Origin of the sequence: Pantoea sp. GM01 (assembly GCF_000282675.1) — a bacterium.
Taxonomy (GTDB): domain Bacteria; phylum Pseudomonadota; class Gammaproteobacteria; order Enterobacterales; family Enterobacteriaceae; genus Pantoea; species Pantoea nemavictus.
Genome location: NZ_AKIU01000028.1, coordinates 26,832 through 51,784, shown reverse-complemented (window position 1 = coordinate 51,784; position 24,953 = coordinate 26,832). Strand labels below are relative to the sequence as shown.

Sequence of the window (24,953 nt, the reverse complement as noted above, 5' to 3'; positions counted from 1 at the left end):
TCAGTAACGGCGGCGCGCATTGGCTTCACGCGCGGCCTGAGCTTCTTCAACGGATACCACGCGACGGCCCACTGGCCACAGCGCAATGGCAGCGATTTTGAAGTTAGCGATGCCAACCGGAATGCCGATGATGGTCAGACATTGCACAATACCTGCTGAGATGTGGGCCAGACACAGCCACCAGCCAAACAGCAGCAGCCAAAAGATATTCAGGAAAGTGCCGCCGGTGTTCATCACGTGGCTTTTGCTGTCTGGACGCAGCACATCAACATGTACCGCTTCATTGCCGAACGGCAGCAGCGATAATTTGGTGATTTCCCAGCAGGAGCGCGTCAACGGCAGCGTAAAAATCAGCACAATGCTGACTAATGTGGCAAACAGCCAGCTCAGCGTGGTGAAAAAACCACCGAGAATGAAATTCAGAATATTTAAAACGGTACGCATAACGCGATTTTCCTTTTGCAATCCGCAATATGTGGCGCCAAGTTTAGCCTGTTTTAAGGCTGGAGCGCCAAGAGTCTGACAGGTAAACTGCGCGATAATCGAATTCCTCATGACGGTGCGGACATGGAACTGAAAGCAACATCAATGGGTAAACGTCTGGCACAGCATCCCTATAACCGGGTTCGCCTGTTGGCGGCTGGCGTAGAAGTCAGCGGCGATCGCCATGAATATCTCATCCCGTTTAATCAGCTGCTCAACATTGCCTGCAAACGCGGCATGGTGTGGGGCGAGCTGGAATTTTTGCTGCCAGAAGAAAAAGTCGTGCGCCTGCATGGTACTGAATGGCAGGAAACTCAGCGTTTTTTCCACTACTTACAACATGCCTGGCAGCAGTGGAGCCAGGAGATGAGCGAGGTAAGCGCTGAGGTGCTGGTGGTGTTGGAACAGGAAATCCTCGCCTTTACGGAGCAGGACCGCTGGCTAAAACGCAGTGAGCTCAGCGCGGTGAAAGAGAGCATTAGCCGTCAGTTCTCCGCCTTACCATTACCTCTCGAACGGATTGCCGAGTTCGATAACTGCCGTGAACGTTGGGCGTTCTGCCAACAATGGCTGGAGCAAGGTGAAACGGCCATCCGCCAACGCAATCGCGCATGGACCAGCAAGATCCTCAAGGATTATCAGGAATTTTTCTCCACGATCGAAACCACGCCGCTCAATCCATCGCAATGTGAAGCGGTGGTCAACGGCGAAGATGCGCTGCTGGTGCTGGCGGGGGCGGGCAGCGGCAAAACCTCGGTGCTGGTGGCACGTGCAGGCTGGCTGCTGAAGCGCAAGCTGGCGCAACCCGATCAAATTCTGCTGCTGGCGTTTGGACGTCAGGCGGCGGAAGAGATGAATGACCGCATTCAAACTCGCCTTGGCGAAAGCGCCATTCAGGCGCGTACTTTCCATGCGCTGGCGCTGCACATCATCCGCGAAGGCAGCAATAAACAACCGGTGATCAGTAAACTGGAGAGCGACAGCAAAGCGCGTCGACAGTTGCTGATCGAGACCTGGCGTGAACAGTGCAACAGCAAGAAGGCGCAGGCCAGCGGCTGGCGCCAGTGGTTGCAGGACGAGTTGGAGTGGGAAATCCCCGAAGGCCCATTCTGGCAAGATGACAAACTGGCGCAGCGTATCGCCTCGCGTATGGAGCGTTGGCTCGGATTAATGCGTATGCACGGCGGCGCGCAGGCGGCAATGATCGCGGATGTGGCGGAAGAGCAGCGCGACAATTTCAGCAAGCGCGTCAAGCTGATGGCACCGCTGCTAAAAGCATGGAAAAGCGCGTTGAAAGAGGAGGGCGCGGTCGATTTTTCCGGGCTGATTCATCAGGCGATTGCCATTCTGGATAAAGGGCGTTTTATCAGCCCGTGGAAACATATTCTGGTCGATGAATTTCAGGATATCTCACCGCAGCGCGCCGCACTGCTGACGGCACTGCGTCAGCAAAATAAGCGTACCAGCCTCTACGCAGTAGGCGATGACTGGCAGGCGATCTATCGCTTTAGCGGGGCCGAGATGAGTCTGACCACCGCGTTCCATTACTATTTTGGCGATGGCGACCGTTGTGTGCTGGATACTACTTATCGCTTTAACGATCGCATTGGTGAGATTGCCAATCGTTTTGTGCAACAAAACCCGCATCAACTGCGCAAACCGCTTAATAGTCTGAGCAAAGGTAATAAGAAATCGGTGACGTTGCTGCCGCACGAGCAGCTGGAGCCGCTATTGGATAAATTAAGTGGCTATGCCAAATCGGATGAGCGTGTGCTACTGCTGGCGCGGTATCACCATTTGCGTCCCACTGTGCTGGATAAAGCCAAAACGCGCTGGCCGAAACTGCAACTGGATTTCATGACCATTCACGCCAGTAAAGGTCAGCAGGCAGATTTCGTCATTGTGCTGGGCCTGCATCAGGGACGCGACGGCTTCCCGGCAGAAGCGCGTGAATCGATCATGGAACAGGGTTTGTTGCCCCAGCCGGAAGATTTCCCGGATGCGGAGGAGCGACGTTTGGCGTATGTAGCAATGACGCGTGCACGCCAACAGGTGTGGCTGATGTTCGATAAAGATCGGCCTTCGGTTTTTGTCGAACACTTCCGCGAGCTGGGTGTACCGCAAAGCCGCAAGGCCTGATGATTACGATTTCAGGCGATCGGCGAGGTAACGCTGATAGTCTGGAATCTGGATCTCAATCTGCTCGGCAAACTTCGGTGACTGGATAATAAAATCTGCGGTGGTGCGATTATTGGCCACCGGGATGTTCCACACCGTTGCCAAGCGGAGCAACGCTTTTACATCCGGATCGTGCGGCACAGCGTTCAACGGATCCCAGAAGAAAATCAACACATCAATTTTGCCTTCCGAAATCAACGCACCAACCTGCTGATCGCCACCCATCGGCCCGCTCAGCATGGCGTTAACATCCAAACCGGTATGACGATTTATCAGGTTACCGGTCGTACCGGTGGCGTACAGCACATGAGTTTGCAAGGTACTTTGGTTGATTTGCACCCACTCCAGCAGCGAGGCTTTACAGTGGTCATGTGCAACGAGGGCGATATGTTTTTGAACCTGAAGGGTACGAACGGTCTGCTCCATAGGGCTTCCTGTTTCTTCTCATGCATTATTTGTTAATGCAGGAGTTTACCCCTGGCGTTTCATTACTATCAACTTGCGCGTAAGGTTTTCATCCAGCTAATAAAACGCAAACGGGTTGCAGCATCAAAACGCTTGAACCAGCCTTGCAAAGCGGGTAGATCGCTGACGTCTTGCCAGGCGTAATCGAGATTCAGCTGTGCTTCATTAGCACTGAGCGAATGGAGGGCAAAGCGTGGCACCGAAGCTGCGTGCGCATCGCGATTGTAATTCACCATCGCTTTTTCAAAATCGTTATCACTTGCCCGCGGCAGGTGGTCGCGCAGGCTAGTAATTTCGATGCCTCGCTCATCAATCAGTTGAAAGTTCAAGGTTTTATCAAAAGCGTTGCGCTCACGACGGTTATTTAAGGCAGGTAAGCGGATAGCAACAGAATGGGCGTTGGCATTAAAAGTGACAATCATGGGCACCGACTGAAAATGCGTGGCATCGGCAGCGGGTTTTTCTACACGGAAGAGAAACTGATGCTGTCCACGTTCCAGCTCAAGACTTCCAGCGCCTTTCAATAACGAGCCGGAAATTTTGCGACCGTCTAACACCAACAGTTCGATCTCGGGATCGAGCTTAAGCGTAATGGCATGACAGGATGCTGATACGAGCAACATGAGTAAACCCGTAGCAGTAAAGGACAGCTTCATTGCAACTCCCGGCAAAAGGGGGGGGGTAATCGAATATGTGTAGCAAAGTATTACATTATGGCAGTAAATTTACATTTTTACATATTTATTCGTGCGGCTGCGCAAACTTCTGGTGCGCAGCATTAGCAGCGTAAAGTGCAATGCCAACTACACTTAGGCGAATGAACCAGGAGAAAAAAGATGAATGATCAAACAATTCGCGATGTGCTCACCAAAACTAAACGTATCGCATTAGTAGGCGCCAGCGATCGCCCCGACCGACCAAGCTATGGCGTAATGAAATATCTGCTCGATCAGGGCTACGAGGTGATTCCGGTCAGTCCGAAACTGGCTGGTCAGCAGCTTCTGGGCCAAACGGCTTATGCCACGCTGGCAGATGTTCCGGGAAAAGTGGATATGGTAGATGTGTTTCGCAATGCCGAAGCGGCATGGGGCGTGGCGCAGGAAGCGATCGCCATTGGTGCGGATACCTTGTGGCTACAGCTGGGCGTGATTAATGAGCAAGCTGCAGTGTTAGCGCAGGACGCGGGTATGACAGTGATTATGGATCGTTGTCCGAAAATTGAAATTCCGCGATTGGGAATAACGCACTAAAAGTAACGGCGACCTGAGTCGCCGTTTTGATTAATGGCGCAGGCTGGGTGCCTGCAGCTGCTGCCGAATTGAAGCGGCCAGCTCATCCATGGAAGGTTGTTCAGGATGTTCGAATGAGGTTTCACCTGCCAGCTGAACCTCAGCCACGTAAGTGTGCACTTGATCGCCTTCTTCATCTTCCATCACCACGTGATACCAAGGCGCGGCGCGTAATGTTTCGCTAGAGGCGACATCATCCACCTCTGGCTCATCAAGCGAAAACTCCGGATCGACATCCACAATAACGCCGAGCACCCCGGAGAGACGGTGTCGGACCTGCTGTCCAATTCCAAATTTAGTCGTAATCATTGTGACCTCCCAAAAGACTGCCCTATCACCAATATGGAGGCAGGGACAGCGTTTTCAAGTCACAGCACGCGGCAGGCAAAACCTTTCAGATAAAGCCCTTCAGGATAGCTGGCAATCACTGGATGGTCGGCTGCCTGACGGAACTGCTCTATAAATTGTACATCACGACCGGCATCAACGGCGGCGTCAGCGATGATTTTCTGGAACAAATCGGTTGGCATCAAGCCGGAACATGAGAAGGTGAGCAAGACGCCGCCGGGATTCAACAGCTGGATTGCCAGCATGTTGATATCTTTATAACCGCGGCACGCGCCCATTAGTTGGTTCTTATTCTCGACGAATTTCGGCGGATCCATCACGATCACGTCGAACTTCTCACCGCTGTCGCGATAGCGGCGCAGCAGTTTAAATACATCGTCGCGTACAAACTGCGCGCGCGACACATCGAGGCCATTCAGCTCAACGTTTTGTTTTGCCACATCGAGCGCATCCTGCGAGGTGTCGACGCTGATCACTTCACGGCAGCCGCCCAGCAATGCTGAAACCGCAAAACCACCGGTATAAGAGAAGCAATTCAGTACGCGGGCATTCTCTGCGTAGCGACGTGTCGCCAGGCGGCTATCACGCTGATCAAGGTAATAACCGGTTTTATGACCGCCCTGAATATCCACCAACAGCTTCATGCCGTGCTCAGTGATAGGCAGCAGCGGCGGCGGCAGTTCACCTGAAACCGGACCTTGCGCCAGTTCCAGTCCCTCTTTTTTACGCACCGCGACGTCTGAACGATCGTAAATAGCGCAGTCAGGGAAGCACTGTTGTAAAGCGGAGACGATGGCTGGACGCTGATACTCTGCGCCCGCTGACAACAGTTGCAGCACGAGGAAGTCACCGAAGCGATCGATGGTGACGCCCGGCATGCCGTCGGATTCACCGGCGATCAGACGATAGCTATCCAACCCATCGCGTTTTGCCAGCCAGTCGCGCCATAGCTGTGCTTGCTCAAAGCGGCGCACGAAGAAGGTGATGTCGATTGACTCATCCTGCTGCCAGCTCCAGACGCGTGCGCGAATTTGTGATTGCGGAGAATACGCGGCACGAGCCAGCCATTTGCCATTGCTGTCGCAGACATCAATGGTCTCACCAGACTGGGCTTTACCTTCCATACGTGCAACGGCACCTGAGAACACCCACGGATGGCGGCGGAGCAGGGATTTTTCACGTCCCTTTGCGAGAATCAATCGAACGGTCATAGTTTGCTATGCTTACCTGAAAAAATGAGGCGCCATTTTCCGGCGGATGGCCGCAAATTGCAACGCACAGTGATGGGAGAACGTAATGGCAACCACTTGCTGCAAAATCTGGGTGCACGGCATGGTGCAGGGCGTGGGATTCCGTTATCACACGCAAACGCAGGCCAGAGCATTGAATATCAACGGCTATGCGCACAATTTAGCGGATGGCAGCGTTGAAGTGCTGGCGTCCGGTGATGCGCAACAGGTCGATGAATTAATCAGCTGGTTAAAAGCGGGTGGGCCGCGCAGCGCGCGCGTCGACAAAGTGCTGGTGGAACCGCATCAGCCGGCGGAGCTTCCCACCCGGTTTACCACTGGATGATTACAAACATTTAGCCGGTTTTGGCAAACCCGCAATTTTAGTCGCCTGTTTTGCTGGACCTTCAGGAAACAGGCGGAATAGGTAGCGGCTGTTGCCTTTCTCCTCGCCATATTTTTGCGCCATGGCTTTCACCAGCATGCGTACCGCCGGTGAGGTATTAAATTCCTGATAAAACGCCCGGACAAAGTGCACCACTTCCCAGTGAGCTTCACTCATTACGATCGCTTCCTGCTCCGCGATGGCGACAGCCAGCAGCTCGCTCCAGTCCGCGCTATTTTTTAAATAGCCTTCCGCATCGGTGGCAATCTCTTTACCGGCAAAAATCACAGTTCTTCCTCATCGCGTTAATCGGCACATTGTAAATTCGCCCGGCCATAAAAAGCAAAAACCCTGCCGAAGCAGGGTTTGAAAGACTATTGCGAACAACTTAATCGCGGTTAGCGAAGCCCAGCAGGCTGAGCAGGCTAACAAAGATGTTATACAGCGAAACATACAGGCTTACGGTGGCGCGAATGTAGTTAGTTTCGCCGCCGTGAATGATGTTGCTGGTTTCCCACAGGATGGCACCGGCAGAGAACAGGATAAACAGAGCGCTGATCGCCAGATGCAGCGCAGGCAGTTGCAGGAAGATGTTAGCAACAACCGCTACCAGCAACACCACGAAGCCCGCCATCATCATGCCGCTCAGGAATGACATATCGCGACGCGTGGTCAGCACATATGCCGAGCAACCAAAGAACACCAACGCGGTACCGCCCAGCGCCATGGCAATCACATCACCCATGCCTGCGGTCAGGAACGAGCTGAGGATTGGGCCAAGGCAATAACCGAGGAAACCGGTAAAGGCGAAGGCAGCCAGAATACCTGCCGGGCTGTTAGCCAGTTTATGCGTCAGGAACATCAAACCATAAAAGCCAACCAGCATCAGAATCAGGCCCGGCGAAGGCAAGGCAAACACGGTGCTGAGTGTGGCGGTGACCGCCGAGAAGGCTAGCGTAAAGCCAAGTAACAGATAAGTATTGCGCAGCACCTTGTGGGTGCTGACTAACGATTGCTGCGACGAGCTAAAAATTCTTTCCATCATGCGCTCCTTAAAGAGAGAAACACCAAATATGGCACGAGGATACGCAGCGTCTGAAAGACAGAAAAGGCGTTTTACCCATCTTTACGCGATAAATTGCTGTTTCGCTGAGCAGAATGGCGAATTTGACGCCGAAAAAATAAAATTTGGCTGTTTTTCAGCCGAACGATTCAATGCAGGCTTTACATCGTTCGGGGGGATGTTTATAGTGCGCCTCATTGCGGAGGGGTGGCCGAGTGGCTTAAGGCAACGGTCTTGAAAACCGTCGATGGGAAACCATCCGAGAGTTCGAATCTCTCCTCCTCCGCCATTCACTCTTGCAGAGTGACGCAACAAAAAATCCCCGGAGGGATGGCCGAGTGGCTTAAGGCAACGGTCTTGAAAACCGTCGATGGGAAACCATCCCAGAGTTCGAATCTCTGTTCCTCCGCCATATTAGAGAAGCCCGCAGCAATGCGGGCTTTTTGCTTTTCAGCATTCACAGATTCCGAAAAACATCGCGTTGCTTTTCAATCTGCTGCCGTTACCCGACGGCACGCGCGTTTACTGCTATATTCCATTCACGGTTTTTGCAAACATCTGGCGATTTTCCGATGCAAGCTGGGTTACACTGTGCGGTAATTCGCTCTTTGGCGTGCTAATCGCTTGAAAGCCAGAGTGTTTCACTGATGAATTATGGAATAGGCACAATGATCAAGAAACTGAGTCTTTGCGCGTTGTCAGTCATCGCTGCGCTCCCGATGGGCATGTCCGCGTACGCGGCGGATGGAGATATGCAACTCCAGCAGGTGCTGATGTTAAGTCGGCATAACCTGCGTGCGCCGTTAGCCAATAATGGTAGCGTGCTGGAGCAATCCACCAAAAAAAGCTGGCCGAAGTGGGATGTCGCGGGTGGCGAGCTGACCACCAAAGGTGGCGTGCTGGAAGTCTACATGGGTAACTACACCCGTCAGTGGCTGGCACAGCAGGGGCTGGTGCAAAACGGCACCTGCCCGGACAGCAGCAATATCTTCGTTTATGCCAACAGCCTGCAGCGCACCGTCGCTACCGCGCAGTACTTTATAACTGGCGCCTTCCCGGGCTGCGATATCGCGGTAACCCATCAGGATGCGATGGGTACCATGGATCCTATCTTTAATCCGGTTGTTACCGACGGCAGCGATGAGTTCAACAAAAAAGCGCTGGCTGCCATGACCGCTGCCAATGAAAAACTGGCGTTAAAGCCAGCATTCCAGCATCTGGAAAAAATTGTTGATTACAAATCTGCTCCTGCCTGTAACGGCAAAAAACAGTGTGATCTGAGCAGCGGCGACAACACGTTCAGTGCAGATAACGGCAAAGAGCCGAATGTCAGCGGCCCGCTGAAGATTGGCAACTCGCTGGTGGATGCGTTCACGCTGCAATATTACGAAGGTTTCCCGGCCGATCAGGTGGCGTGGGGCCAGATCAAAACGCCTGAGCAGTGGAAAGAGTTGGCGTCGATCAAAAATGGTTATCAGGATGCGTTGTTCGCCTCGCCTGAAGTGGCGCGCGAAGTGGCCGCACCGCTGGTGGATTATATCCGCAGCCAGTTAGTCGATCAGGATAAAGCCAACGCGCCGAAAGTGACGTTGATGGTCGGACATGACTCCAATATCGCCTCCTTGCTCAGTGCGTTGCAGGTGAAGCCTTATGAGCTGCCAGGCAATGATGAGAAAACGCCCATTGGCGGCCAGGTAGTATTTGAACGCTGGCACGATGTGAAGAACAACAAAGATCTGCTGAAAATTGAGTACGTTTATCAAACCGCCGATCAGCTGCGCGATGCCGATGTGCTGAGCCTGAAAAATCCGCCGAAACGCGTCACGCTGCAGCTGGCGGGTTGTGAAACAGATGCCAACGGCTACTGCAGCTGGGATCAGTTCACTGGCGCGTTGAATGGCGCTCTGCAAGGTACGCCATTGCAGCCTGCAACTGCACCGGCTCCGACAGAACAGCCAGCCCCAGCCCCAGCCACTGCAGCTCCTGCTGCCGATGATGCTAAGCAGAAAGCCGATCAGGCCGCTGCAGACAAAGCGGCTGAAGAAAAAGTCGCAGCGGATAAAGCCGCGGCGCAGAAAGCGTCTGATACGAAAGCCGCTGAAGAGAAAGTGAAAGCGGATAAAGCGGCAGCGCAGAAAGCCGCTGACGAGAAAGCCAAAGCGGAGAAAACCACTGCTCAGAAAGCAGCGGATGACAAAGCCAAGGCCGATGCGGCAGCCGCGCAGAAAGCGCAAGCGGATGCGACGCCAGCAGAACCGGCTAAACCGGCGACCAGCAATTAAGATTGACGCAAAAGAAAAACCCCGCCGCGGCGGGGTTTTTTGTATCTGGTAACCGTTAACCGGCGACCACCACCAGTTTTTGGTTGGCAAACTCTTTAATACCCAAATCCGATAGTTCACGTCCGTAACCGGATCGCTTCACGCCACCAAACGGCAGCTCTGCGGAGGTATCGCTCTGCGAATTGATGAATACCATGCCAGTTTCAATTTGCGATGCCATCTTACGACCACGTGCAATATCTTTGGTCCAGACTGAACCGCCAAGGCCATAGTTCGAGTCATTCGCCAGCGCGACGGCTGCACGATCGTCGGCCACCACATACACTTGCGCCACCGGACCAAAGAACTCTTGATAGTAAGCCGGGTTATCCGGCGTCAGACCGGTGAGCACCGTTGGCTGGTAATAGCAGCCGACGCCTTCAATCGCACGACCGCCAAACTCCAGGCGCGCGCCGTGCTTAACCGCATCATCAACCTGCTTCACTAAACGATCGCGTGCATCTTTAGAAGATAGCGGACCCAGCGTGGTTTTCTCATCCAGCGGATCGCCCGGCGTGGCCGATTGCAGTGCCGCGCTGAATTTCGCCATAAAGTTATCGGCGATTTTTTCATGCAGAATGAAGCGTTTGGCCGCAGTACAGACCTGGCCGCAGTTGCTGAGGCGGCCCTGAGCGCCCTGGCGAACCGCTTCATCAATATCGGCATCGTCCAGCACCACGAATACATCATTACCGCCCAATTCCAGCGTTGATTTCTTCAGATGTTTGCCAGCTTGCTCTGCTACCGCGCTACCGGCACGTTCGGAACCGGTCAGCGCCACGCCCTGCACCCGTGAGTCGGCAATCAAATCCGCAACCTGATCGGTGGAGATAAACAGATTGGTCCACGCACCTTTTGGTGCGCCAGCTTCTGCCACCAATTTTTCAAACACATCTGCACAGTGCGGCACGATATTAGCATGTTTCGCCAGTACCGGATTGCCAAGCGCCAGGTTTGGCGCCAATACGCGCATCAGCTGGTAGTAGGGGAAGTTCCACGGTTCAACCGCGACGATCACGCCAATCGGATGATATTCAAGCCAGGCGTCGCCCACTTCGCTGGCATAAGGTTGCGGCTGCAAAAAGGTGGCAGCATGTTCAGCGTAATAGCGGGCAATCTGCGAACAAATTTTCACTTCACCACGGCTTTGCCCAATCAGCTTGCCCATCTCTTTACTGGCGATAGTTGCCAGCTCTTCGGCACGTTGGTCGATCAAATCGGCTAAACGATGCAACACCTGTAGACGTGGCTGAATATCGCCTTTGCTCCAGCTGGAGTGATAAAGCTCATCCGCGGTTTTCAGCGCCTGTTGCGCATAAGCGTCATCGTGTTCGTCCCACGCTTTGAGCAGTTGGTTGTTGGCCGGATTGATACTTTGATAAGTTGACATATATGGCTCCCTGAAAATCTAAAAGATAGCGAGGGCGGGACAAGGCCCGCCTGCAATTCAAACGTTTTTGCGCTCAACGGTTTTGTCGTCCCAGGTCAGAACGTCCTGGTCGGTCTTTTTGAAAGCGCGAATCAGCACTTCATCACTGCCTTGCTGACTCCAAATCTGCTCTGCCAGACGTTCGTCGTAGTTGGCTACCTCAAAAATGGCTTCAGCAATTTCGCGCGATGTATGGCGCAGTGAAGCCCATTCGCCCACGTGATGCTCTTTCGACTGTTCTGTTGTCATAAAGGTCTCCTGTTGTGGATTTTATCCTTGCAGCTTTACCGCCAGTCCGGCGACGTGTTGGCCCTGATAACGGGCTATATCCAGTTCTTCCGCCGAGGGTTGACGCGATCCATCTCCGCCAGCCAGCGTGGTTGCGCCATAAGGCGTGCCGCCGCGCACATGCGAGATGTCGAAAAGTTCTTTGGTGCCGTAGCCGATGGGAACAATCACCATGCCGTGGTGGGCGAGGGTGGTCCAGACAGAGGTGATGGTTTGTTCCTGGCCGCCGCCGGTACCGGTTGAAGCAAAGACGCTGGCGATTTTGCCGTAAAGCGCGCCCGAGGCCCAAAGTCCGCCGGTGCGATCCCAGAAGTTACGCATCTGGCCGGCCATATTGCCAAAACGGGTTGGGGTGCCGACGATGATGGCATCGTACTGCGGCAAATCCTCCGGTTTAGCCTCAGGCGCCGCCTGATTCACTTTGCCGCCAACCTGGGCGAAACGCTCCGCATCCATGCTTTCCGGCACGCGCAAAATGGTGACTTCTGCGCCACTTACGCTCTTTGCACCTTCGGCCACGGCCTGCGCCATGGTTTCAATATGTCCGTACATCGAATAGTAGAGCACCAAAATCTTTGCCATAGTTTTCATCCTGCTGGAGGTGATGAGTAATCAGAAGTATAGAAGAGCCTGCGCAGGCTGCTGTACAGAGCTTGAGCAGGTGCTAATAATTGGCGGATAACTCGTTGTAACGCGGCGGTAAATTTGGTTTTTTGCAGCTAAATGAGTGAATTATCTGTTTCAAAATATGAATGGCAGGCGGGGTTATCGGTGGGTTGTCTATTCTTTAAGCAGGTGAGCGGAACATTCGCCACCCTGCTTTTCACAGTTGCAACGTGATGAGTCCTCAAACTGGATGCTCAATCTCTGGAGGAAATGATGGCACAACATCGTGGAGGTTCCGGCAATTTCGCAGAAGACCGTGAAAGAGCTGCAGAAGCGGGCCGCAAAGGCGGTAAAAACAGCGGGGGTAATTTCAGAAACGACCCACAGCGCGCTTCCGAAGCCGGTGAAAAAGGGGGACGCAGCCGCGCTAAAAAATAGTGCTCCTGCCCATTCATCCCCGGCCGCCGGGTTCGCCCGGCGGTAACAAGCATTGCAATTTCCCATATCTCTGCGCAAACTGACCGCCAATTGACTATTTTGGTGCGTTATGTCCGCTTCATCTTACCGTCTCAGCCTGCGAATTTCGCGTCAGGAGCTGGTACTCATTTTCATTACCATGGTCTGGGGTGGCACCTTTTTGGTGGTGCATCGGGCGATGGCCCATTCCGGCCCGTTTTTCTTCGTTGGGCTGCGTTTTGCCACGGCTTCACTACTGCTGGCATTTTTCTTCCGTCGTTACCTTAAACAGGTAACCTGGCTGGAAATCAAAGCTGGCGCGCTGATTGGTTTGTCGATCGCTGGCGGCTACGGCTTGCAGACCTGGGGCATGCAGACCATTTCCAGCAGTCAGTCAGCGTTTCTCACCGCGCTGTATGTGCCGGTGGTACCGTTATTGCAATGGGTGTTTCTGCGGCGTCCGCCGGGATTAATGGCGTGGCTGGGTATTCTGCTGGCATTTACCGGCTTAGTGCTGGTGGCGGGTCCACAGGATGGCAGTTTGACGCTGAATGCCGGCGAAATCGCCACCTTACTCAGTACGCTGGCGATTGCGGCGGAGATCATCCTGATTAGCCGCTATGCCGGGCAAGTCGATGTGCGCCGTGTGACGCTGATTCAGCTGATGGTCGCATCCGCCTGTGCCTTTGTCTTGATGATCCCGAATGGCGAATCGGTTCCTGCCATGTCCACGCCACTGCTGCTCAGCGCGCTGGGTTTAGGTGCGGCCAGTGCATTAATCCAGGTGACGATGAACTGGGCGCAACGTAGCGTATCGCCAACGCGTGCCACGGTAATCTATGCCGGTGAACCGGTTTGGGCGGGCGTAGTAGGGCGTATCGCGGGGGAACGTTTGCCTGCCGCTGCGCTGCTGGGCGCGGCACTGATTGTGTGCGGGGTCATCGTTAGCGAGCTGCGTATTCGCCGTAAGAAAGCGGTGCCCGATGAGGCACCGCTCGAACCTTAAGGATGTTGCCGTGCCGCCTGGTTAACCCGTGCGGCACCGCGTCGTTGCAGAATGGCGTTGAGGATGATGGCACCAAAGGTCGCGGTGCCAATACCGCCAATCGTGAAGCTACCAATCTTCAGCGCAAAATCACCGGCACCGAGCACCAGCGTGGTCGCCACCATGATCAGATTACCGTTCTGATTGAAGTCCACATGGTTCTGCACCCAAATACGTGCCCCTGCCACCGCAATCAAACCAAACACCACAATCGATGCACCGCCAATCACCGGGCCGGGAATGGTGTGGATCAACGCGCCAAATTTTGGTGAGAAGCCGAGCACCAGTGCAATCACCGCCGCCGCGACGAATGCTAAGGTCGAATAGACTTTCGTCACCGCCATCACGCCGATATTTTCCGCATAGGTGGTGACGCCGCTGCCGCCCATCGAGCCGGATAGCATGGTTGCTAATCCATCGCCGACGAATGCGCGGCCCATCCACGGATCGAGGTTGCGTCCGGTCATACCCGCCACCGCTTTAATGTGACCGAGGTTTTCCGCCACCAGAATGATCGCCACCGGTGCAATCATCACGATGGCCTGCATATCAAAGATCGGCGCGGTGGTGTGCGGCAGACCAAACCACGGCGCATTGGCAAGACCGCTGAAATCCACCGGCTTGCCAAAGCCCATCACGTTGGTCAGCAAGGCGTAGATTGCCCATGCCACAATCAGCCCGACCAGGATCAGCAGGCGCTGAATCATCCCGCGGGTAAACACCGCCACCAGGCCGATGCACAACACCGTCATCACCGCCATCCAGCTGTCGAACATCGAGCCGGAGACGCCGTGCACGGCTATCGGGGCCAGGTTCAGACCAATCGCCATCACCACCGCACCCGTCACCACTGGCGGCATCAGGCGCTCGATCCAGCCGGTGCCGACTTTCATCACCACCAGACCAATCAGCGTATAGAGCGCGCCGCAGGCGATCACGCCGCCGAGCGCCTGCGCCAGATTAGGATTGAGTCCCTGGCCGTTAAAGCCGGTTACCGCAATAATCACACCTACAAACGCCGCGCTGGAGCCGAGATAGCTGGGCACGCGTCCGCCGGTGACAACAAAAAACAGCAGCGTACCGATGCCGGAAACCAGAATCGCCAGATTGGGGTCCAGTCCCATCAGCAACGGCATCAATACCGTTGCGCCAAACATTGCCACAGCATGCTGCAGGCCAAGGACGACCGTCTGCGCAAACGGCAGCGTTTCATCCGGCGCAATCAGCCCATCATCGGTCAAGGCTGACTTTTTCTGCCAGCGGGGGAACCAGGAACTCGCCATCGTCATCTCCAGGGTGTCAGTGAAAGCGGGCCGCACAGCGCGGCGTTAGCGGGCATCCTGCCGTAAAAGGTGATGATATCCACGGTCAAACCATGCCAGGCCGTGCGTTTCATCATTGCGCACCAGCGCCAGCACTTCGCAAAACAGGATGTCGTGTGTCCCGACGCTGACCACTTGCGACACTTTGCAATCAAACGACACCAGCGCGCCGTCTAACAGGGGTGCACCGCTGGCAAGCGTCTGCCAACCGGCGGCGGCGAAGCGTTGATCCATCGGCGTTTTGCCACCAAACAGCGTCGAAAGTTCTTCATGCCCGGCGGCCAGCGTGTTGACGCACAGATAGCCGTTATCGCGAAAAATCGGCCATACCGACGCTGAGCGGTTAAGGCAGACCAGCAACGTCGGCGGCGTATCCGTCACGCTGCACACCGCTGAAGCGGTAAAACCGGCGCGTCCGGCGGGGCCATCGGTGGTGATGATATTCACCGCTGCGCCTAGGCACGCCATGGCGTTACGAAACGCATCGCGCTCCACAAGGGGTAAAACAGGCAGTTCGTGCACGCTCATCAGCGGCTCCTGTGATTAGCTGGCCGCACGTTGGGCAGGCGCAGCCGTATCGGCCAGCCAGCGCAACAGCAGCGCGTTAAAATTGTCGGCATCCGTCACGCTCATGGCGTGTCCACCCCAGGGCATCTCAATCAGGCTGCCGTTAGGCAATGCCTGCGCCAGCTGCGGCGAGCAGCTCCACGGCACCAGCAAGTCGTCCTGACTGCAAATCGCTAATACCGGCTGCGTGATACGCGCTATCTGCGCACGGAAGTCGGCGCTTTTCAGCGCGTGCAGACGAGGCAGCAGATTTTCCATACCCTGAAAATGGGCCACATGGTGCGCATCTTCCGCCGTAATGCGCGCCTGATTACGCGCCAGCCATTCGGCAGGATAGAGGAACAGCGGCTGAGCGCGTACAAAGGCTTCAACGCCAACGTTCATCAGCAGATCCTGACGCACCTGGAAGCAGCGTTGCGTATGCGCATCCAGCGACAGCCAGCCATTGATCACCACCACGCGGCCAACGCGCGCGGGGAAATCCAGCGCCAACTGCAGGCCAATCAAACCGCCCAGCGCATGACCGATAACGTCGTAATGTTCAATGCCCCGTTGTTCCAGCGCAGCGGCCAGTTCCGCCGCCATCATCGCCATGCTGTAGCCTTCCGGCAGCGTATCGGCACTGCGACCAGTACCGCGCTGATCGTAAGTCACCACGCGAAAGTGTGGCGTCAGCGCCGCCAGCTGCGGCTGCCAGAAACCGGCAACGCCGCCTAAACCAGAAGCCAGCACCAGCGTCGGCGCATCTGCGGCGGTTAATCCCTGAATCTCCAGATGCATCACGCCTCCTGCTTGCCGATATGGGCAACGGTGGCGATTTCAATCAGCGCATCCGGTTTCACCAGCCCACACTGAATGCAGAAGCGCGCCGGTTTATCGCCGGGGAAATATTCGGCATAAATCTGGTTAATCGCCGCGTAGTTGCTCCAGTCGGTGAGAAAGATCGAGTTGAACGTGACGTCATCCATGGTGCCGCCTGCGGTTTCAATCACCTTTTTGATGGTGTCCAGCACGTGGCGTGTTTGCGCTGCCGCATCACCGACATGCACTACATTGTTGTTAGCATCAAAGGGCAAGGTGCCGGAGACGTACACCACGCCATCGGCTAAGGTGCCGGGCACGAATGGGGCGATGGGTGTTCCAGTGCCGGGCGGAATAATCACACTTTTAGGCATGGCGAAATCCTCTTCTTATCAGTTTGCAGATGAAGCGGTACGTTAGCTTTTTAGCGCTTCACAGAACGTGTCGGTATTGCTGACCCAGCCAAAGAACGTCTCGATATTAAAAATGGCCGCCTGCTGGGCAAACGCAGGTCCTGCCTGATAAGTGGCGTCTTCCAAAACCACGCCGAAATACTCGAGGAAGAAGCCGTCACGCAGCGTTGATTCGACGCAGACATTGGTGGCAATACCGGTAAACACCAGATGGCGAATACCTCGGCTGCGCAGCATGCTGTCGAGCGGGGTATTGAAAAAGCCGCTGTAGCGCGGTTTCGGCAGCACAATATCGCCAGCCTGCGGCACCAGTTCATCCACCAGCGCATAATCCCAGCCGCCTTTCGACAGCAGCGTGCCCTGCAGTTCCGGGCGCTTGCGCATAGTTTTCAGCGCATTGGATTTGTGGAAATTGGGTGAACCGGCATCCCCGGCTTCAACGTATTGATCGTCCCAGCCATTCTGGAACCAGATAATCTGCATACCTGCTGCTCGCGCAGCGGTCACCGCCTGATGAATTTTGGCAATTACCGGTTTAGTGGCAGAGACATCAAAGCCCGCCAGGTCGAGATATCCGCCTTCGGTGGCGTAAGCATTCTGCATATCCACCACAATCAGCGCACTTTGCGCGGCGGGCAGCGCGATAGCTTCCGGACGCGCGGGCAAGGTGATGTTCGGTAAACTTTCGCTATGGGCGCAAACAACGGTACTCATCAGGCAACCTCCTGCTGTGATGCAATTAAATCGTGACGGCACTGCATTAATGGCTGAATACGCTCACCGAAATCTTCAATGCCTTGCAGGAAGTCATCAAAGGTCAGCAATACGCCTTGGGTGCCGTAAACTAATGCAACTTCATCCAACATTCGTGCCACATTGGCGTAAGAGCCAACCAGCGTGCCCATATTGATGTTGACCGCTGAGGTCGGATCGGCCATCTGGCGCACGTTGGTGTCGCTGCCGGACTTGGTGTCCTGCTGACTTTGCGTGGTGAGCCAGGCGAGCGCCTCTTCATCGGCACCGGCTTTGTAGTGCTCCCATTTGGCGCGTGCGGCTTCGTCGCTTTCGGCGGCGATAATCATAAACAGCACATAGGAACCGACATCACGACCGGCTTTATCGGCGGCCTGTTTCATGCGCGCGGCGGTCGGGGCGAAGGCGGTTGGCGTGTTGACGCCTTTGCCGAAGCAGAAGTTGTAATCGGCGTGCTGCGCCGAGAACGCCATGCCGGCATCGCTCTGACCGGCGCAGATCACCTTCATCGGTTTTTGTGGCTGCGGGCTGACGCGGCAATCGTTCATGGTGAAGAATTCGCCTTTGAAATCGCTCTGGCCGGTGCCCCACAAATCGCGCAGCACGGTGACGTATTCGGTCAGATATTGGTAGCGGCTGGAGAAGTAGGCATCGCCTGGCCACAAGCCCATTTGTTCATACTCGGGTTTCTGCCAGCCGGTAACCAGATTGACGCCAAAGCGGCCATTGGAGATGGAATCAATGGTGGATGCCATGCGCGCGACAATCGCGGGCGGTAAGGTCAGCGTGGCGGCGGTAGCGTAGATCTCAATGCGTGAGGTCACTGCCGCGAGGCCCGCCATCAAGGTGAAGGATTCGAGGTTGTGATCCCAAAACTCGGTTTTACCGCCGAAGCCGCGCAGCTTGATCATCGAAAGCGCAAAGTCGAAATGATAATGCTCCGCTTTCAGCACGATCTCTTTATTCAGTTCAAAGGTGGGCTTGTACTGCGGCGCATGGGTGGAGATCAGCCAGCCGTTATTACCAATCGGGATAAAGACGCCAATTTTCATGTGAAACCTCTCTGCATTAGACGGGGATTGCTTCACGCGCTGCGCTGCTTCCTGCACGCATCCTGCGGGCGGCGCTCCATCACAAATCTGCAAAGCCTGTGCCACATTTTTAAAGGGCTTATATAACAATGCGTTAAAATTTACGTGGCGTGTAAACTGGAGTAATTGGTCCAAATCAGACCGTTTGGTCAAAACGGCTGCACGTTTTTCATGCGCGGCGTGGTCAAAAAAGGTGCAGGCGGCGAATTAGGCAGGAAAGGAGGCCTTTGTTATGATGCGGTTAAGCAGGACGGATGAGGTAACAGTGTGAAAAGCGATGAAAAAAAACCGGGACGCCGTTCGCGTGCGGTCGCCGCTAAGCGGGCAGCTATTCTTGAAGCGGCTTTAGCCTTCTTCTCGCAATACGGCATTCACGGCACCAGCCTGGATAAAGTGGCCGAACGTGCCGATGTCTCCAAAACCAATCTGCTCTATTACTTTCCGTCAAAAGAAGTGCTGTATGTGGCGGTTCTGAAAGAGATTCTTGATGTGTGGCTGGCGCCGCTGCGTGCGCTGCAGCACGATCATGATCCGCTGACGGCCATTCGCCAATACATTCGTCTGAAACTGGAAGTCTCGCGCGACCATCCGCAAGCCTCGCGCTTATTCTGCCTCGAGATGTTGCAGGGCGCGCCGCTGTTAAAAGGCGAACTGGTCGGTGATTTAAAGGCGCTGGTGGATGAAAAGGCGGCGATTATCGAACGGTGGATCGCCGAAGGTCGCCTGGCGGGCGTGCAGCCACAGCACCTGTTTTTCCTGCTGTGGGCCACCACGCAGCACTATGCGGATTTCGCCTCGCAGGTTGAAGCGATTACCGGCCAAACGTTGAACGATGCGGCGTTCTTTGAACAGACGCTGGAAAACGTACAGCGCATGATTATTGAAGGGATCCGCGTGCGCTGATCCCGCTTTTTCAAGGAGAGTGCATGGATTCATTATCGCAACTGACGTTAGGCGCGGCGGTAACCGTCGCCGTGATGGGCAAACGCGTGCCGGTGTGGCAGGCGGCGCTGGTGGGCGCGGTCGCCGGCACCTTGCCGGACCTCGATGTGTTCATCGATCACGGCGATGCCATCCGCAATATGACGCTGCATCGCACCGAAAGTCATGCGCTGATATTTCTCACCTTAATTGCGCCGCTGCTCGGCTGGCTGGTGGCGGGCGCGATGCGCAGTCGAACTCACTGGCGCGGCTGGACGCTGGCAATCTGGCTGGCGCTGGTGACGCATCCGCTGCTGGACCTCACCACAGTGTATGGCACGCAGCTGGGTCTGCCGCTCACCGATTTCCCTTATGCCATTGGCAGCATGTACATCATCGATCCGCTGTATACCTTGCCCCTGCTGATTGCACTGCTGGTCGCCTTATGGCGGCGCGATGCCCGAGGCTTACGCTGGAATCAGGCGGGGCTATTGGTGAGTACGCTATATCTCGCCTGGAGCATGGTGATTCAAAGCATGGCGACGCAGCATATTGAGCAACAGTTGACGCAGCAATCGGTGCAACCTGAGCAGCTGTTGGTGACGCCGACCGCGTTCAATACGCTGGTATGGCGCACGGTGATCATCACGCCAGATCGCTATGGCGAAGCCTATTGGTCGCTGCTGTCGTCGCAGCGTCAGCTGCAGATTAGCTGGCACGATCGCAAACCTGAGTTGTTTGCCCCGTTTAAAGGCCAATGGCATGCCGAACGCGTGGCGTGGTTTAGCCATGGTTTCTACGCGATGCAGCAGCAGGGCGATGATACGTTGATTAGCGACTTGCGCATGGGCGAAGAGCCGAATTACACCTTCACCTTTAATCTGGGATCGCCGCAGTCGCCTGAGGTGGCGCCACAGCGTGAACCTTCGCTGCGTCCGGCGTTAGGTGAAGCGTGGCGAAAATTGCTGGAGAGGTTATAACGAGAAAGGCCCGGTGAAATCACCGGGCCTTTGGCTGTGCAAATCAGGCCTTACGACGACGCAACAACCATCCCATCGTCAGAATCACAAACCATAATGGTGTGATCATCAGCGCCTGGCGGGTATCTTCCTGTAGCGTCAGCAGCACCAGCACAAAGGCGAAAAACGCCATGCACACCCAGCACATAAACTTGCCCAGCGGCATCTTGAATTTCGATTCCGCATGACGCTGTGGATGCTGCTTACGGTAAGCCAGATAGCTGCACAGGATGATCGTCCAGACGAACATAAACAGAATCGCCGACACGGTGGTGACCATGGTAAATACGGTCATCACATCCGGAATCAGGTAAATCAACGCCACGCCAGCCAGCAGGCACAGGCAGGAGAAGAACAGTCCGGTCGTCGGCACCGCACGCGCCGAGAGGCGACCAAAGGATTTATGCGCCACGCCCTGTTCTGCCAGGCCATACAGCATGCGGCTGGTAGAGAAGATACCGCTATTGGCAGACGAGGCCGCCGACGTCAGCACCACAAAGTTAACAATGCTGGCGGCAGCAGGCAGGCCAATCAGCACAAACATTTCTACGAACGGGCTGCGATTCGGCAGCACCTGATTCCACGGCGTCACCGCCATGATCACCATCAGCGCCAGCACGTAAAACATAATGATACGCAGCGGAATGGCATTAATCGCACGCGGTAAAACTTTGTGCGGATCTTTAGTTTCTGCCGCGGCGGTGCCGACCAGCTCAATGCCGACAAAGGCGAATACGGCAATCTGGAAGCCGGCAAAGAAGCCACTCAACCCTTTCGGGAACATGCCACCGTGATCCCAGATATTACTCAATGCTGCGCTGCCGCCGTTCGGAGACGGATAATGCATGCTCACCAGCACAATACCGGTGATGATTAGGGCGACAATGGCGACGATTTTGATAATCGCAAACCAGAATTCCATCTCGCCGAACAACTTCACCGTGGCAATATTCAGCGCCAGGAAGACGAAGACGCACAGCAGGGCGCTCATCCAGATGGAGAAGTCCGGGAACCACAGTTGGAAATAGGCGCTAATGGCAACCACGTCGGCAATACCGGTCACCACCCAACAGAACCAATAGGTCCAGCCGGTAAAATATCCCGCCCACGGGCCAAGTAGATCGGCAGCAAAATCGCTAAAGGATTTGTATTCGAGATTCGACAGCAGCAGCTCGCCCATGGCGCGCATCACGAAGAACAGCATAAAGCCAATGATCATATACACGAAGATGATCGATGGGCCGGCAAGGCTAATGGTTTTTCCCGAACCCATAAACAGTCCGGTGCCGATGGCGCCACCAATGGCAATGAGCTGGATGTGACGATTATGCAGATTACGCTGGAGTTTATCCGGCTGTTCGGCCTCGTTGAGCGCCTCTTTAGATTGATCAACCATAAATTTTTCTTTCCTGTCGGGGATGTTGTGTCAGCTCTAATGGCTGATTTGCCCGTCATACTTCAAGCCGCAGATGCGTTGGCTGCGCATGTTCACCCCAGTCACTTACTTAAGTAAGCTCCTGAGGATTTACATACTTGCCGCCTTCCTGCAGCTCGAATTATTTAGGGCATTGTTAGGTGCCCTTTATAGGGCAAGGGGCATAAGATAGTGGAAAGGCAGGCAGTTTCGATAATGGTTTTTCCCCCTTTGTGACCTTTTACGCGCTTTGCTCTGTCAGTAATTATTTACAGTGTTTAAAGCGCAGTCATTTTGCGTAAATCTTCAGCAATTAAGCCATTTACGTCACTCTCCCCGCGCGCGACCTCTACACTTGTTAGTTCATTTCATCAGGAAAAGTGAGGCATTGTGCGCGCTTTATTAGCCGTCGCGTTGCTGGCCGTTTGCGGCTGGTTAAGTCTGCCGTGGTTGAAAACCCATCTGCCACCGCAGTGGAATCCGTTTACACCACTTAAAGTGACCGACCCGCCGGGTTGGATGACGCGTTATAAGCTCAAGAAGTTGAGTGGCGATCCTGCTGCCTGCATGGCGGTAATGCGTCAGGCAAGTGAACAGCGGCTGGTGCAGTTCCGTGCGTTGCCGCCGATGCAAGGCGGTTGCCCGCTTGAGCAGCCGCTGCGCATCAGTGGCTACGGCGACGTCACGCTCAGCAGCAGTTTTCTCGCCAGCTGTCCAATGGCAGTCACCAGCACCATGTTCGTGATCAATAGCGATAGCGCATTGCGCCAGGCGGGAATTAATAGCTCGCTTAAGCGGATTTCTCACGTTGGCAGCTATGCCTGCCGCAATATTTATCATCGTCAGGAAGGCCGCTTGAGCGAGCATGCCAGCGCCGATGCCTGGGATGTCACTGGGTTTCAACTCGCGAATGGGCGCTGGTTACAGGTGGGGAAGAACTGGCAGCAGCCGGAAGAGGCAGCGGCAGGACTGCATGCGCTGTGGCGTAATGGTTGCGCCACTTTTGGCAACGCGCTGGGGCCCGACTACAACGCGGCGCACGCCACTCATTTTCATCTTGGCATGCGCGGCTCGGGTTACTGTCGATAACTACACGGCGGGATTAAGTCCACGTTTTATCAGGAAATGATTAGCTGGCCACGAGAAAACAAAGCCAATCAATATTGCTAATTGCAGCATAAACCAGAATGCTGCCAGCAGCGGGTCAATCTGCTGGTTTAGCACAAATTTTAGGGCCAGCGCCATAAAGATAAAGATCCCTAATTGGTAAATGAGTAAGGGAAAAATTTCGGTTTTCAGCGCGAGTAATAATGCGCGGACGAATGAAAGTTTTTCACGTTGGCGAATAGCCAGGAATTGAAAGAGTAATCCGATAAACAATGAAACGATCACGCAAATAATTGCCTGCATCCATAGCGTCGGATTAATAGCAAATTGTTTTAGTAAGGTGATTATCGGGATTGTGATGATATCGCCGAATATACAGGCCGCAGCGGATAATGAAGTGGAAATAAATATGGTTTGCCAGCCGGCATTGCCCGCTATTTTTTGCGAAACCAGCAGCGCAAGTTTTTGCTGGCGCGAAGGTTTACGGCCCAGGTACCACCAGGCGATCCAGCCAATAAATGGCATATACAACCCGGTTACAGGCCAAATAATATTCATCACCCGCACAGGATGTGGATGGCGAAAAAGATCTTTTAAAATCATCAGGGCAGTGCAGCCACCCAAGACAAGGAAAGGTAATGCAAACTGGTTCAACATAGTCAGTTCCGCTAAAACGCCAACCTACGTGCGACAATGCGCCTGATGAGTGCTGCGCCACTGTCTCCCCTTGCAAGCTCGCCGTGCATGATTCTGCTCTCACCGATTAAGCGTAGCCGGAAAAGAGCCTGAGAGAGATCATACCGCAGCGTATTACATTATCTTAACCGCATAAATAAGTGGGATTAAGATTAAGTCGAAACTAATTCCCCCCCTATAATCCTTTCATGACAAAAGAATCTGCTCTAACCATGACTAATTTTAGTTAATGTCGATGCTAAAAATTTATCAATCTAATGATCATTTTCGATGAATAGGGTGATTGAAACTACTTCAGAAAAATCCTATTCTAATATGCTGAGGAATTAACGTTGTGAACCTGTTAAAAAAATAGCGTGAACTCACACTCTCCCATTAGGTTAACGCATTGACATTAAGAGAGTTATGCTTGCTGCTAGTAGACTTGCTCTCTTTTCAATCAATATTTTTTGTCTGACTAATTTATTTTTTTGCGTTAGCAACAATGAATTTCAGGATGTATAAGCGTGAAACAGCGCTAAGGCAATAATGACGACCGATAATTATTTCGTCTGGCGAGGCGAAATGGAAAATGAATTTCTGGCGCTCAAAGAAGTGATGCAATTGAAATCGCTATTGCAAAAGCAGATTGAAGCGTTGGGTTTTGATTACTTCGCTTTTCTGGTTCAGCATCCGGTGCCTTTTACCCGGCCGCGGCTCTTTTTGTTTAGTAGTTATCCAGAAAGCTGGGTAAAACGCTACGAAAGTGAGAACTATTATGCAGTCGATCCGGTGCTATTACTTTGCCAGCGACCAGGCCGCGGCGTGGAGTGGACGCGCGATTTATTTACCGGTGCGGGTAATTTATGGGCGGAAGCCAACGCGGCAGGATTAATGAGTGGCTTTTCCTGCTCAGCAATGGCGCCAAATCGTACCATTGGTATATTATCTATTGCATCGAAGCTTCACAGTAAGACCCAACACTTACGCATCCAGCTAGAGGTGAAACTGCATCTTCTGGCGGAACTGAGTTTGCGCGTGCTGGAGCGTCTGAACGATAGTTCTATGGTGGTTTTATCTAATGATTTTAGTCAGCGTGAGTTGGAAATTCTGAAATGGACGGCAGAAGGGAAAACCTCTGCGGAAATTTCACTTATTTTAGCCATATCTGAACATACGGTGAATTTTCACCAAAAGAATATGCAAAAGCGTTTTAATGTTTCCAATAAAACGCAGATTGCTTGTTACGCCGCAGCGGTTGGCCTGATATAGCGAAAAGGCAACT

General features: G+C 54.1%; 28 protein-coding genes and 2 tRNA genes. 12 read left to right on the top strand and 18 right to left on the bottom strand.

Translation table 11 applies throughout. From position 1 onward, the window contains the following. On the bottom strand, positions 1–444 hold the full coding sequence (locus PMI17_RS06785) for a YccF domain-containing protein (RefSeq protein WP_007887353.1): 444 nt from the start codon (positions 442–444) through the stop codon (positions 1–3). 123 nt (positions 445–567) lie between these two features. Between PMI17_RS06785 and helD the strand changes: the two genes are divergently transcribed. Beyond that, complete coding sequence (helD, locus tag PMI17_RS06780) at positions 568–2,622, top strand: DNA helicase IV (protein WP_007887352.1); 2,055 nt, start codon at positions 568–570, stop codon at positions 2,620–2,622. Between the two features lie 3 nt (positions 2,623–2,625). Here helD and PMI17_RS06775 read toward each other — a convergent pair whose 3' ends face one another. Then, on the bottom strand, positions 2,626–3,087 hold the full coding sequence (locus tag PMI17_RS06775) for a methylglyoxal synthase (protein ID WP_007887351.1): 462 nt from the start codon (positions 3,085–3,087) through the stop codon (positions 2,626–2,628). Between the two features lie 68 nt (positions 3,088–3,155). Beyond that, the gene (locus PMI17_RS06770) at positions 3,156–3,782 is read right to left on the bottom strand and encodes a DUF2057 family protein (protein ID WP_007887350.1); all 627 of its coding nucleotides are present in this window, start codon (positions 3,780–3,782) and stop codon (positions 3,156–3,158) included. Between the two features lie 180 nt (positions 3,783–3,962). Here PMI17_RS06770 and PMI17_RS06765 point away from each other — a divergent pair, with 180 nt between their 5' ends. Then, on the top strand, positions 3,963–4,376 hold the full coding sequence (locus PMI17_RS06765) for a CoA-binding protein (RefSeq protein WP_007887349.1): 414 nt from the start codon (positions 3,963–3,965) through the stop codon (positions 4,374–4,376). A 30-nt stretch (positions 4,377–4,406) separates the two neighbouring features. On the opposite strand, the gene hspQ is transcribed toward PMI17_RS06765, so the two are convergent. Beyond that, the gene (gene hspQ, locus PMI17_RS06760; protein ID WP_007887348.1) at positions 4,407–4,724 is read right to left on the bottom strand and encodes a heat shock protein HspQ; all 318 of its coding nucleotides are present in this window, start codon (positions 4,722–4,724) and stop codon (positions 4,407–4,409) included. 59 nt (positions 4,725–4,783) lie between these two features. Continuing rightward, positions 4,784–5,974 carry a 23S rRNA (cytosine(1962)-C(5))-methyltransferase RlmI gene (rlmI, locus tag PMI17_RS06755; protein ID WP_007887347.1) on the bottom strand — a complete coding sequence of 397 codons (1,191 nt, stop codon included), beginning with the start codon at positions 5,972–5,974 and terminating at the stop codon, positions 4,784–4,786. An 85-nt stretch (positions 5,975–6,059) separates the two neighbouring features. Between rlmI and yccX the strand changes: the two genes are divergently transcribed. Then, complete coding sequence (gene yccX, locus PMI17_RS06750; protein ID WP_007887346.1) at positions 6,060–6,338, top strand: acylphosphatase; 279 nt, start codon at positions 6,060–6,062, stop codon at positions 6,336–6,338. Here yccX and tusE read toward each other — a convergent pair whose 3' ends face one another. Together tusE and yccA are read right to left on the bottom strand one after the other, a co-directional pair. Beyond that, positions 6,339–6,665, bottom strand: a complete 327-nt coding sequence (gene tusE, locus PMI17_RS06745; RefSeq protein WP_007887333.1) for a sulfurtransferase TusE — start codon at positions 6,663–6,665, stop codon at positions 6,339–6,341. A 100-nt stretch (positions 6,666–6,765) separates the two neighbouring features. Continuing rightward, positions 6,766–7,419 carry an FtsH protease modulator YccA gene (gene yccA / locus PMI17_RS06740; RefSeq protein ID WP_007887332.1) on the bottom strand — a complete coding sequence of 218 codons (654 nt, stop codon included), beginning with the start codon at positions 7,417–7,419 and terminating at the stop codon, positions 6,766–6,768. Between the two features lie 222 nt (positions 7,420–7,641). On the opposite strand from yccA, the gene PMI17_RS06735 reads away from it, so the two are divergent. From PMI17_RS06735 to agp, 3 genes are all read left to right on the top strand, one after another. Further along, positions 7,642–7,729 (top strand) — tRNA-Ser (locus tag PMI17_RS06735). 35 nt (positions 7,730–7,764) lie between these two features. Further along, positions 7,765–7,852: transfer RNA gene (locus PMI17_RS06730), tRNA-Ser, on the top strand. Positions 7,853–8,108: 256 nt separating this feature from the next. Continuing rightward, positions 8,109–9,722: a bifunctional glucose-1-phosphatase/inositol phosphatase gene (agp, locus tag PMI17_RS06725; protein WP_007887331.1), complete on the top strand. Its 1,614-nt coding sequence runs from the start codon at positions 8,109–8,111 to the stop codon at positions 9,720–9,722. A 55-nt stretch (positions 9,723–9,777) separates the two neighbouring features. Here the strand turns inward: agp and PMI17_RS06720 are convergent, their stop codons facing one another. The 3 genes from PMI17_RS06720 to wrbA are packed head-to-tail and all read right to left on the bottom strand — an operon-like array spanning position 9,778 to position 12,060. After that, a complete protein-coding gene (locus PMI17_RS06720; protein ID WP_007887330.1) occupies positions 9,778–11,151 on the bottom strand; it encodes an NAD-dependent succinate-semialdehyde dehydrogenase in 1,374 nt (457 codons plus the stop codon). 57 nt (positions 11,152–11,208) lie between these two features. Beyond that, the gene (locus PMI17_RS06715; protein ID WP_007887329.1) at positions 11,209–11,439 is read right to left on the bottom strand and encodes a YccJ family protein; all 231 of its coding nucleotides are present in this window, start codon (positions 11,437–11,439) and stop codon (positions 11,209–11,211) included. 21 nt (positions 11,440–11,460) lie between these two features. Next, positions 11,461–12,060: an NAD(P)H:quinone oxidoreductase gene (gene wrbA, locus PMI17_RS06710; RefSeq protein ID WP_007887328.1), complete on the bottom strand. Its 600-nt coding sequence runs from the start codon at positions 12,058–12,060 to the stop codon at positions 11,461–11,463. Between the two features lie 297 nt (positions 12,061–12,357). On the opposite strand from wrbA, the gene PMI17_RS06705 reads away from it, so the two are divergent. Beyond that, positions 12,358–12,522 carry a general stress protein gene (locus tag PMI17_RS06705; protein WP_007887327.1) on the top strand — a complete coding sequence of 55 codons (165 nt, stop codon included), beginning with the start codon at positions 12,358–12,360 and terminating at the stop codon, positions 12,520–12,522. A 109-nt stretch (positions 12,523–12,631) separates the two neighbouring features. Next, a complete protein-coding gene (locus tag PMI17_RS06700) occupies positions 12,632–13,546 on the top strand; it encodes a DMT family transporter (protein ID WP_007887326.1) in 915 nt (304 codons plus the stop codon). Here PMI17_RS06700 and rutG read toward each other — a convergent pair. The 6 genes from rutG to rutA are packed head-to-tail and all read right to left on the bottom strand — an operon-like array spanning position 13,543 to position 18,493. After that, positions 13,543–14,868 (bottom strand): pyrimidine utilization transport protein G, encoded by a 1,326-nt coding sequence (gene rutG, locus PMI17_RS06695; protein WP_007887325.1) that lies wholly within the window; start codon positions 14,866–14,868, stop codon positions 13,543–13,545. The two genes, PMI17_RS06700 and rutG, sit on opposite strands and share 4 nt — an antisense overlap. A gap of 45 nt (positions 14,869–14,913) precedes the next feature. After that, the gene (gene rutF, locus PMI17_RS06690) at positions 14,914–15,435 is read right to left on the bottom strand and encodes an NADH-dependent FMN reductase RutF (RefSeq protein WP_007887323.1); all 522 of its coding nucleotides are present in this window, start codon (positions 15,433–15,435) and stop codon (positions 14,914–14,916) included. A 15-nt stretch (positions 15,436–15,450) separates the two neighbouring features. Next, a complete protein-coding gene (rutD, locus tag PMI17_RS06685; RefSeq protein ID WP_007887322.1) occupies positions 15,451–16,254 on the bottom strand; it encodes a pyrimidine utilization protein D in 804 nt (267 codons plus the stop codon). Continuing rightward, positions 16,254–16,649, bottom strand: coding sequence for a pyrimidine utilization protein C (gene rutC, locus PMI17_RS06680; protein WP_007887321.1), 396 nt, complete (start codon positions 16,647–16,649; stop codon positions 16,254–16,256). Before rutC ends, rutD begins: the two co-directional genes overlap by 1 nt. Before the next feature lie 42 nt (positions 16,650–16,691). After that, entirely contained in the window at positions 16,692–17,402 is a 711-nt protein-coding gene (rutB, locus tag PMI17_RS06675; protein ID WP_007887320.1) for a pyrimidine utilization protein B, read from the bottom strand. Beyond that, positions 17,402–18,493: a pyrimidine utilization protein A gene (gene rutA / locus PMI17_RS06670; RefSeq protein WP_007887319.1), complete on the bottom strand. Its 1,092-nt coding sequence runs from the start codon at positions 18,491–18,493 to the stop codon at positions 17,402–17,404. Before rutA ends, rutB begins: the two co-directional genes overlap by 1 nt. Before the next feature lie 306 nt (positions 18,494–18,799). Between rutA and rutR the strand changes: the two genes are divergently transcribed. Next, positions 18,800–19,435, top strand: coding sequence for an HTH-type transcriptional regulator RutR (gene rutR / locus PMI17_RS06665; protein WP_007887318.1), 636 nt, complete (start codon positions 18,800–18,802; stop codon positions 19,433–19,435). A gap of 23 nt (positions 19,436–19,458) precedes the next feature. Then, positions 19,459–20,433, top strand: a complete 975-nt coding sequence (locus PMI17_RS06660) for a metal-dependent hydrolase (protein WP_007887317.1) — start codon at positions 19,459–19,461, stop codon at positions 20,431–20,433. Between the two features lie 43 nt (positions 20,434–20,476). Here the strand turns inward: PMI17_RS06660 and cycA are convergent, their stop codons facing one another. Then, a complete protein-coding gene (gene cycA, locus PMI17_RS06655) occupies positions 20,477–21,868 on the bottom strand; it encodes a D-serine/D-alanine/glycine transporter (RefSeq protein ID WP_007887316.1) in 1,392 nt (463 codons plus the stop codon). 408 nt (positions 21,869–22,276) lie between these two features. Between cycA and PMI17_RS06650 the strand changes: the two genes are divergently transcribed. Continuing rightward, the gene (locus tag PMI17_RS06650; protein WP_007887314.1) at positions 22,277–22,975 is read left to right on the top strand and encodes an extensin family protein; all 699 of its coding nucleotides are present in this window, start codon (positions 22,277–22,279) and stop codon (positions 22,973–22,975) included. Here PMI17_RS06650 and PMI17_RS06645 read toward each other — a convergent pair whose 3' ends face one another. Continuing rightward, a complete protein-coding gene (locus PMI17_RS06645; RefSeq protein ID WP_007887312.1) occupies positions 22,976–23,650 on the bottom strand; it encodes a DUF4396 domain-containing protein in 675 nt (224 codons plus the stop codon). Positions 23,651–24,217: 567 nt separating this feature from the next. Between PMI17_RS06645 and sdiA the strand changes: the two genes are divergently transcribed. After that, entirely contained in the window at positions 24,218–24,940 is a 723-nt protein-coding gene (gene sdiA, locus PMI17_RS06640; protein ID WP_007887307.1) for a transcriptional regulator SdiA, read from the top strand. Positions 24,941–24,953: the final 13 nt, after the last annotated feature.

Excerpts from the sequence above, each read along its gene's own strand:
- PMI17_RS06785 (WP_007887353.1), bottom strand. The coding sequence starts at position 444 with ATGCGTACCGTTTTAAATATTCTGAATTTCATTCTCGGTGGTTTTTTC.
- helD (WP_007887352.1), top strand. The coding sequence starts at position 568 with ATGGAACTGAAAGCAACATCAATGGGTAAACGTCTGGCACAGCATCCC.
- PMI17_RS06775 (WP_007887351.1), bottom strand. The coding sequence starts at position 3,087 with ATGGAGCAGACCGTTCGTACCCTTCAGGTTCAAAAACATATCGCCCTC.
- PMI17_RS06770 (WP_007887350.1), bottom strand. The coding sequence starts at position 3,782 with ATGAAGCTGTCCTTTACTGCTACGGGTTTACTCATGTTGCTCGTATCA.
- PMI17_RS06765 (WP_007887349.1), top strand. The coding sequence starts at position 3,963 with ATGAATGATCAAACAATTCGCGATGTGCTCACCAAAACTAAACGTATC.
- hspQ (WP_007887348.1), bottom strand. The coding sequence starts at position 4,724 with ATGATTACGACTAAATTTGGAATTGGACAGCAGGTCCGACACCGTCTC.
- rlmI (WP_007887347.1), bottom strand. The coding sequence starts at position 5,974 with ATGACCGTTCGATTGATTCTCGCAAAGGGACGTGAAAAATCCCTGCTC.
- yccX (WP_007887346.1), top strand. The coding sequence starts at position 6,060 with ATGGCAACCACTTGCTGCAAAATCTGGGTGCACGGCATGGTGCAGGGC.
- yccA (WP_007887332.1), bottom strand. The coding sequence starts at position 7,419 with ATGGAAAGAATTTTTAGCTCGTCGCAGCAATCGTTAGTCAGCACCCAC.
- agp (WP_007887331.1), top strand. The coding sequence starts at position 8,109 with ATGATCAAGAAACTGAGTCTTTGCGCGTTGTCAGTCATCGCTGCGCTC.
- PMI17_RS06720 (WP_007887330.1), bottom strand. The coding sequence starts at position 11,151 with ATGTCAACTTATCAAAGTATCAATCCGGCCAACAACCAACTGCTCAAA.
- PMI17_RS06715 (WP_007887329.1), bottom strand. The coding sequence starts at position 11,439 with ATGACAACAGAACAGTCGAAAGAGCATCACGTGGGCGAATGGGCTTCA.
- wrbA (WP_007887328.1), bottom strand. The coding sequence starts at position 12,060 with ATGGCAAAGATTTTGGTGCTCTACTATTCGATGTACGGACATATTGAA.
- PMI17_RS06705 (WP_007887327.1), top strand. The coding sequence starts at position 12,358 with ATGGCACAACATCGTGGAGGTTCCGGCAATTTCGCAGAAGACCGTGAA.
- PMI17_RS06700 (WP_007887326.1), top strand. The coding sequence starts at position 12,632 with ATGTCCGCTTCATCTTACCGTCTCAGCCTGCGAATTTCGCGTCAGGAG.
- rutG (WP_007887325.1), bottom strand. The coding sequence starts at position 14,868 with ATGGCGAGTTCCTGGTTCCCCCGCTGGCAGAAAAAGTCAGCCTTGACC.
- rutF (WP_007887323.1), bottom strand. The coding sequence starts at position 15,435 with ATGAGCGTGCACGAACTGCCTGTTTTACCCCTTGTGGAGCGCGATGCG.
- rutD (WP_007887322.1), bottom strand. The coding sequence starts at position 16,254 with ATGCATCTGGAGATTCAGGGATTAACCGCCGCAGATGCGCCGACGCTG.
- rutC (WP_007887321.1), bottom strand. The coding sequence starts at position 16,649 with ATGCCTAAAAGTGTGATTATTCCGCCCGGCACTGGAACACCCATCGCC.
- rutB (WP_007887320.1), bottom strand. The coding sequence starts at position 17,402 with ATGAGTACCGTTGTTTGCGCCCATAGCGAAAGTTTACCGAACATCACC.
- rutA (WP_007887319.1), bottom strand. The coding sequence starts at position 18,493 with ATGAAAATTGGCGTCTTTATCCCGATTGGTAATAACGGCTGGCTGATC.
- PMI17_RS06660 (WP_007887317.1), top strand. The coding sequence starts at position 19,459 with ATGGATTCATTATCGCAACTGACGTTAGGCGCGGCGGTAACCGTCGCC.
- cycA (WP_007887316.1), bottom strand. The coding sequence starts at position 21,868 with ATGGTTGATCAATCTAAAGAGGCGCTCAACGAGGCCGAACAGCCGGAT.
- PMI17_RS06645 (WP_007887312.1), bottom strand. The coding sequence starts at position 23,650 with ATGTTGAACCAGTTTGCATTACCTTTCCTTGTCTTGGGTGGCTGCACT.
- sdiA (WP_007887307.1), top strand. The coding sequence starts at position 24,218 with ATGACGACCGATAATTATTTCGTCTGGCGAGGCGAAATGGAAAATGAA.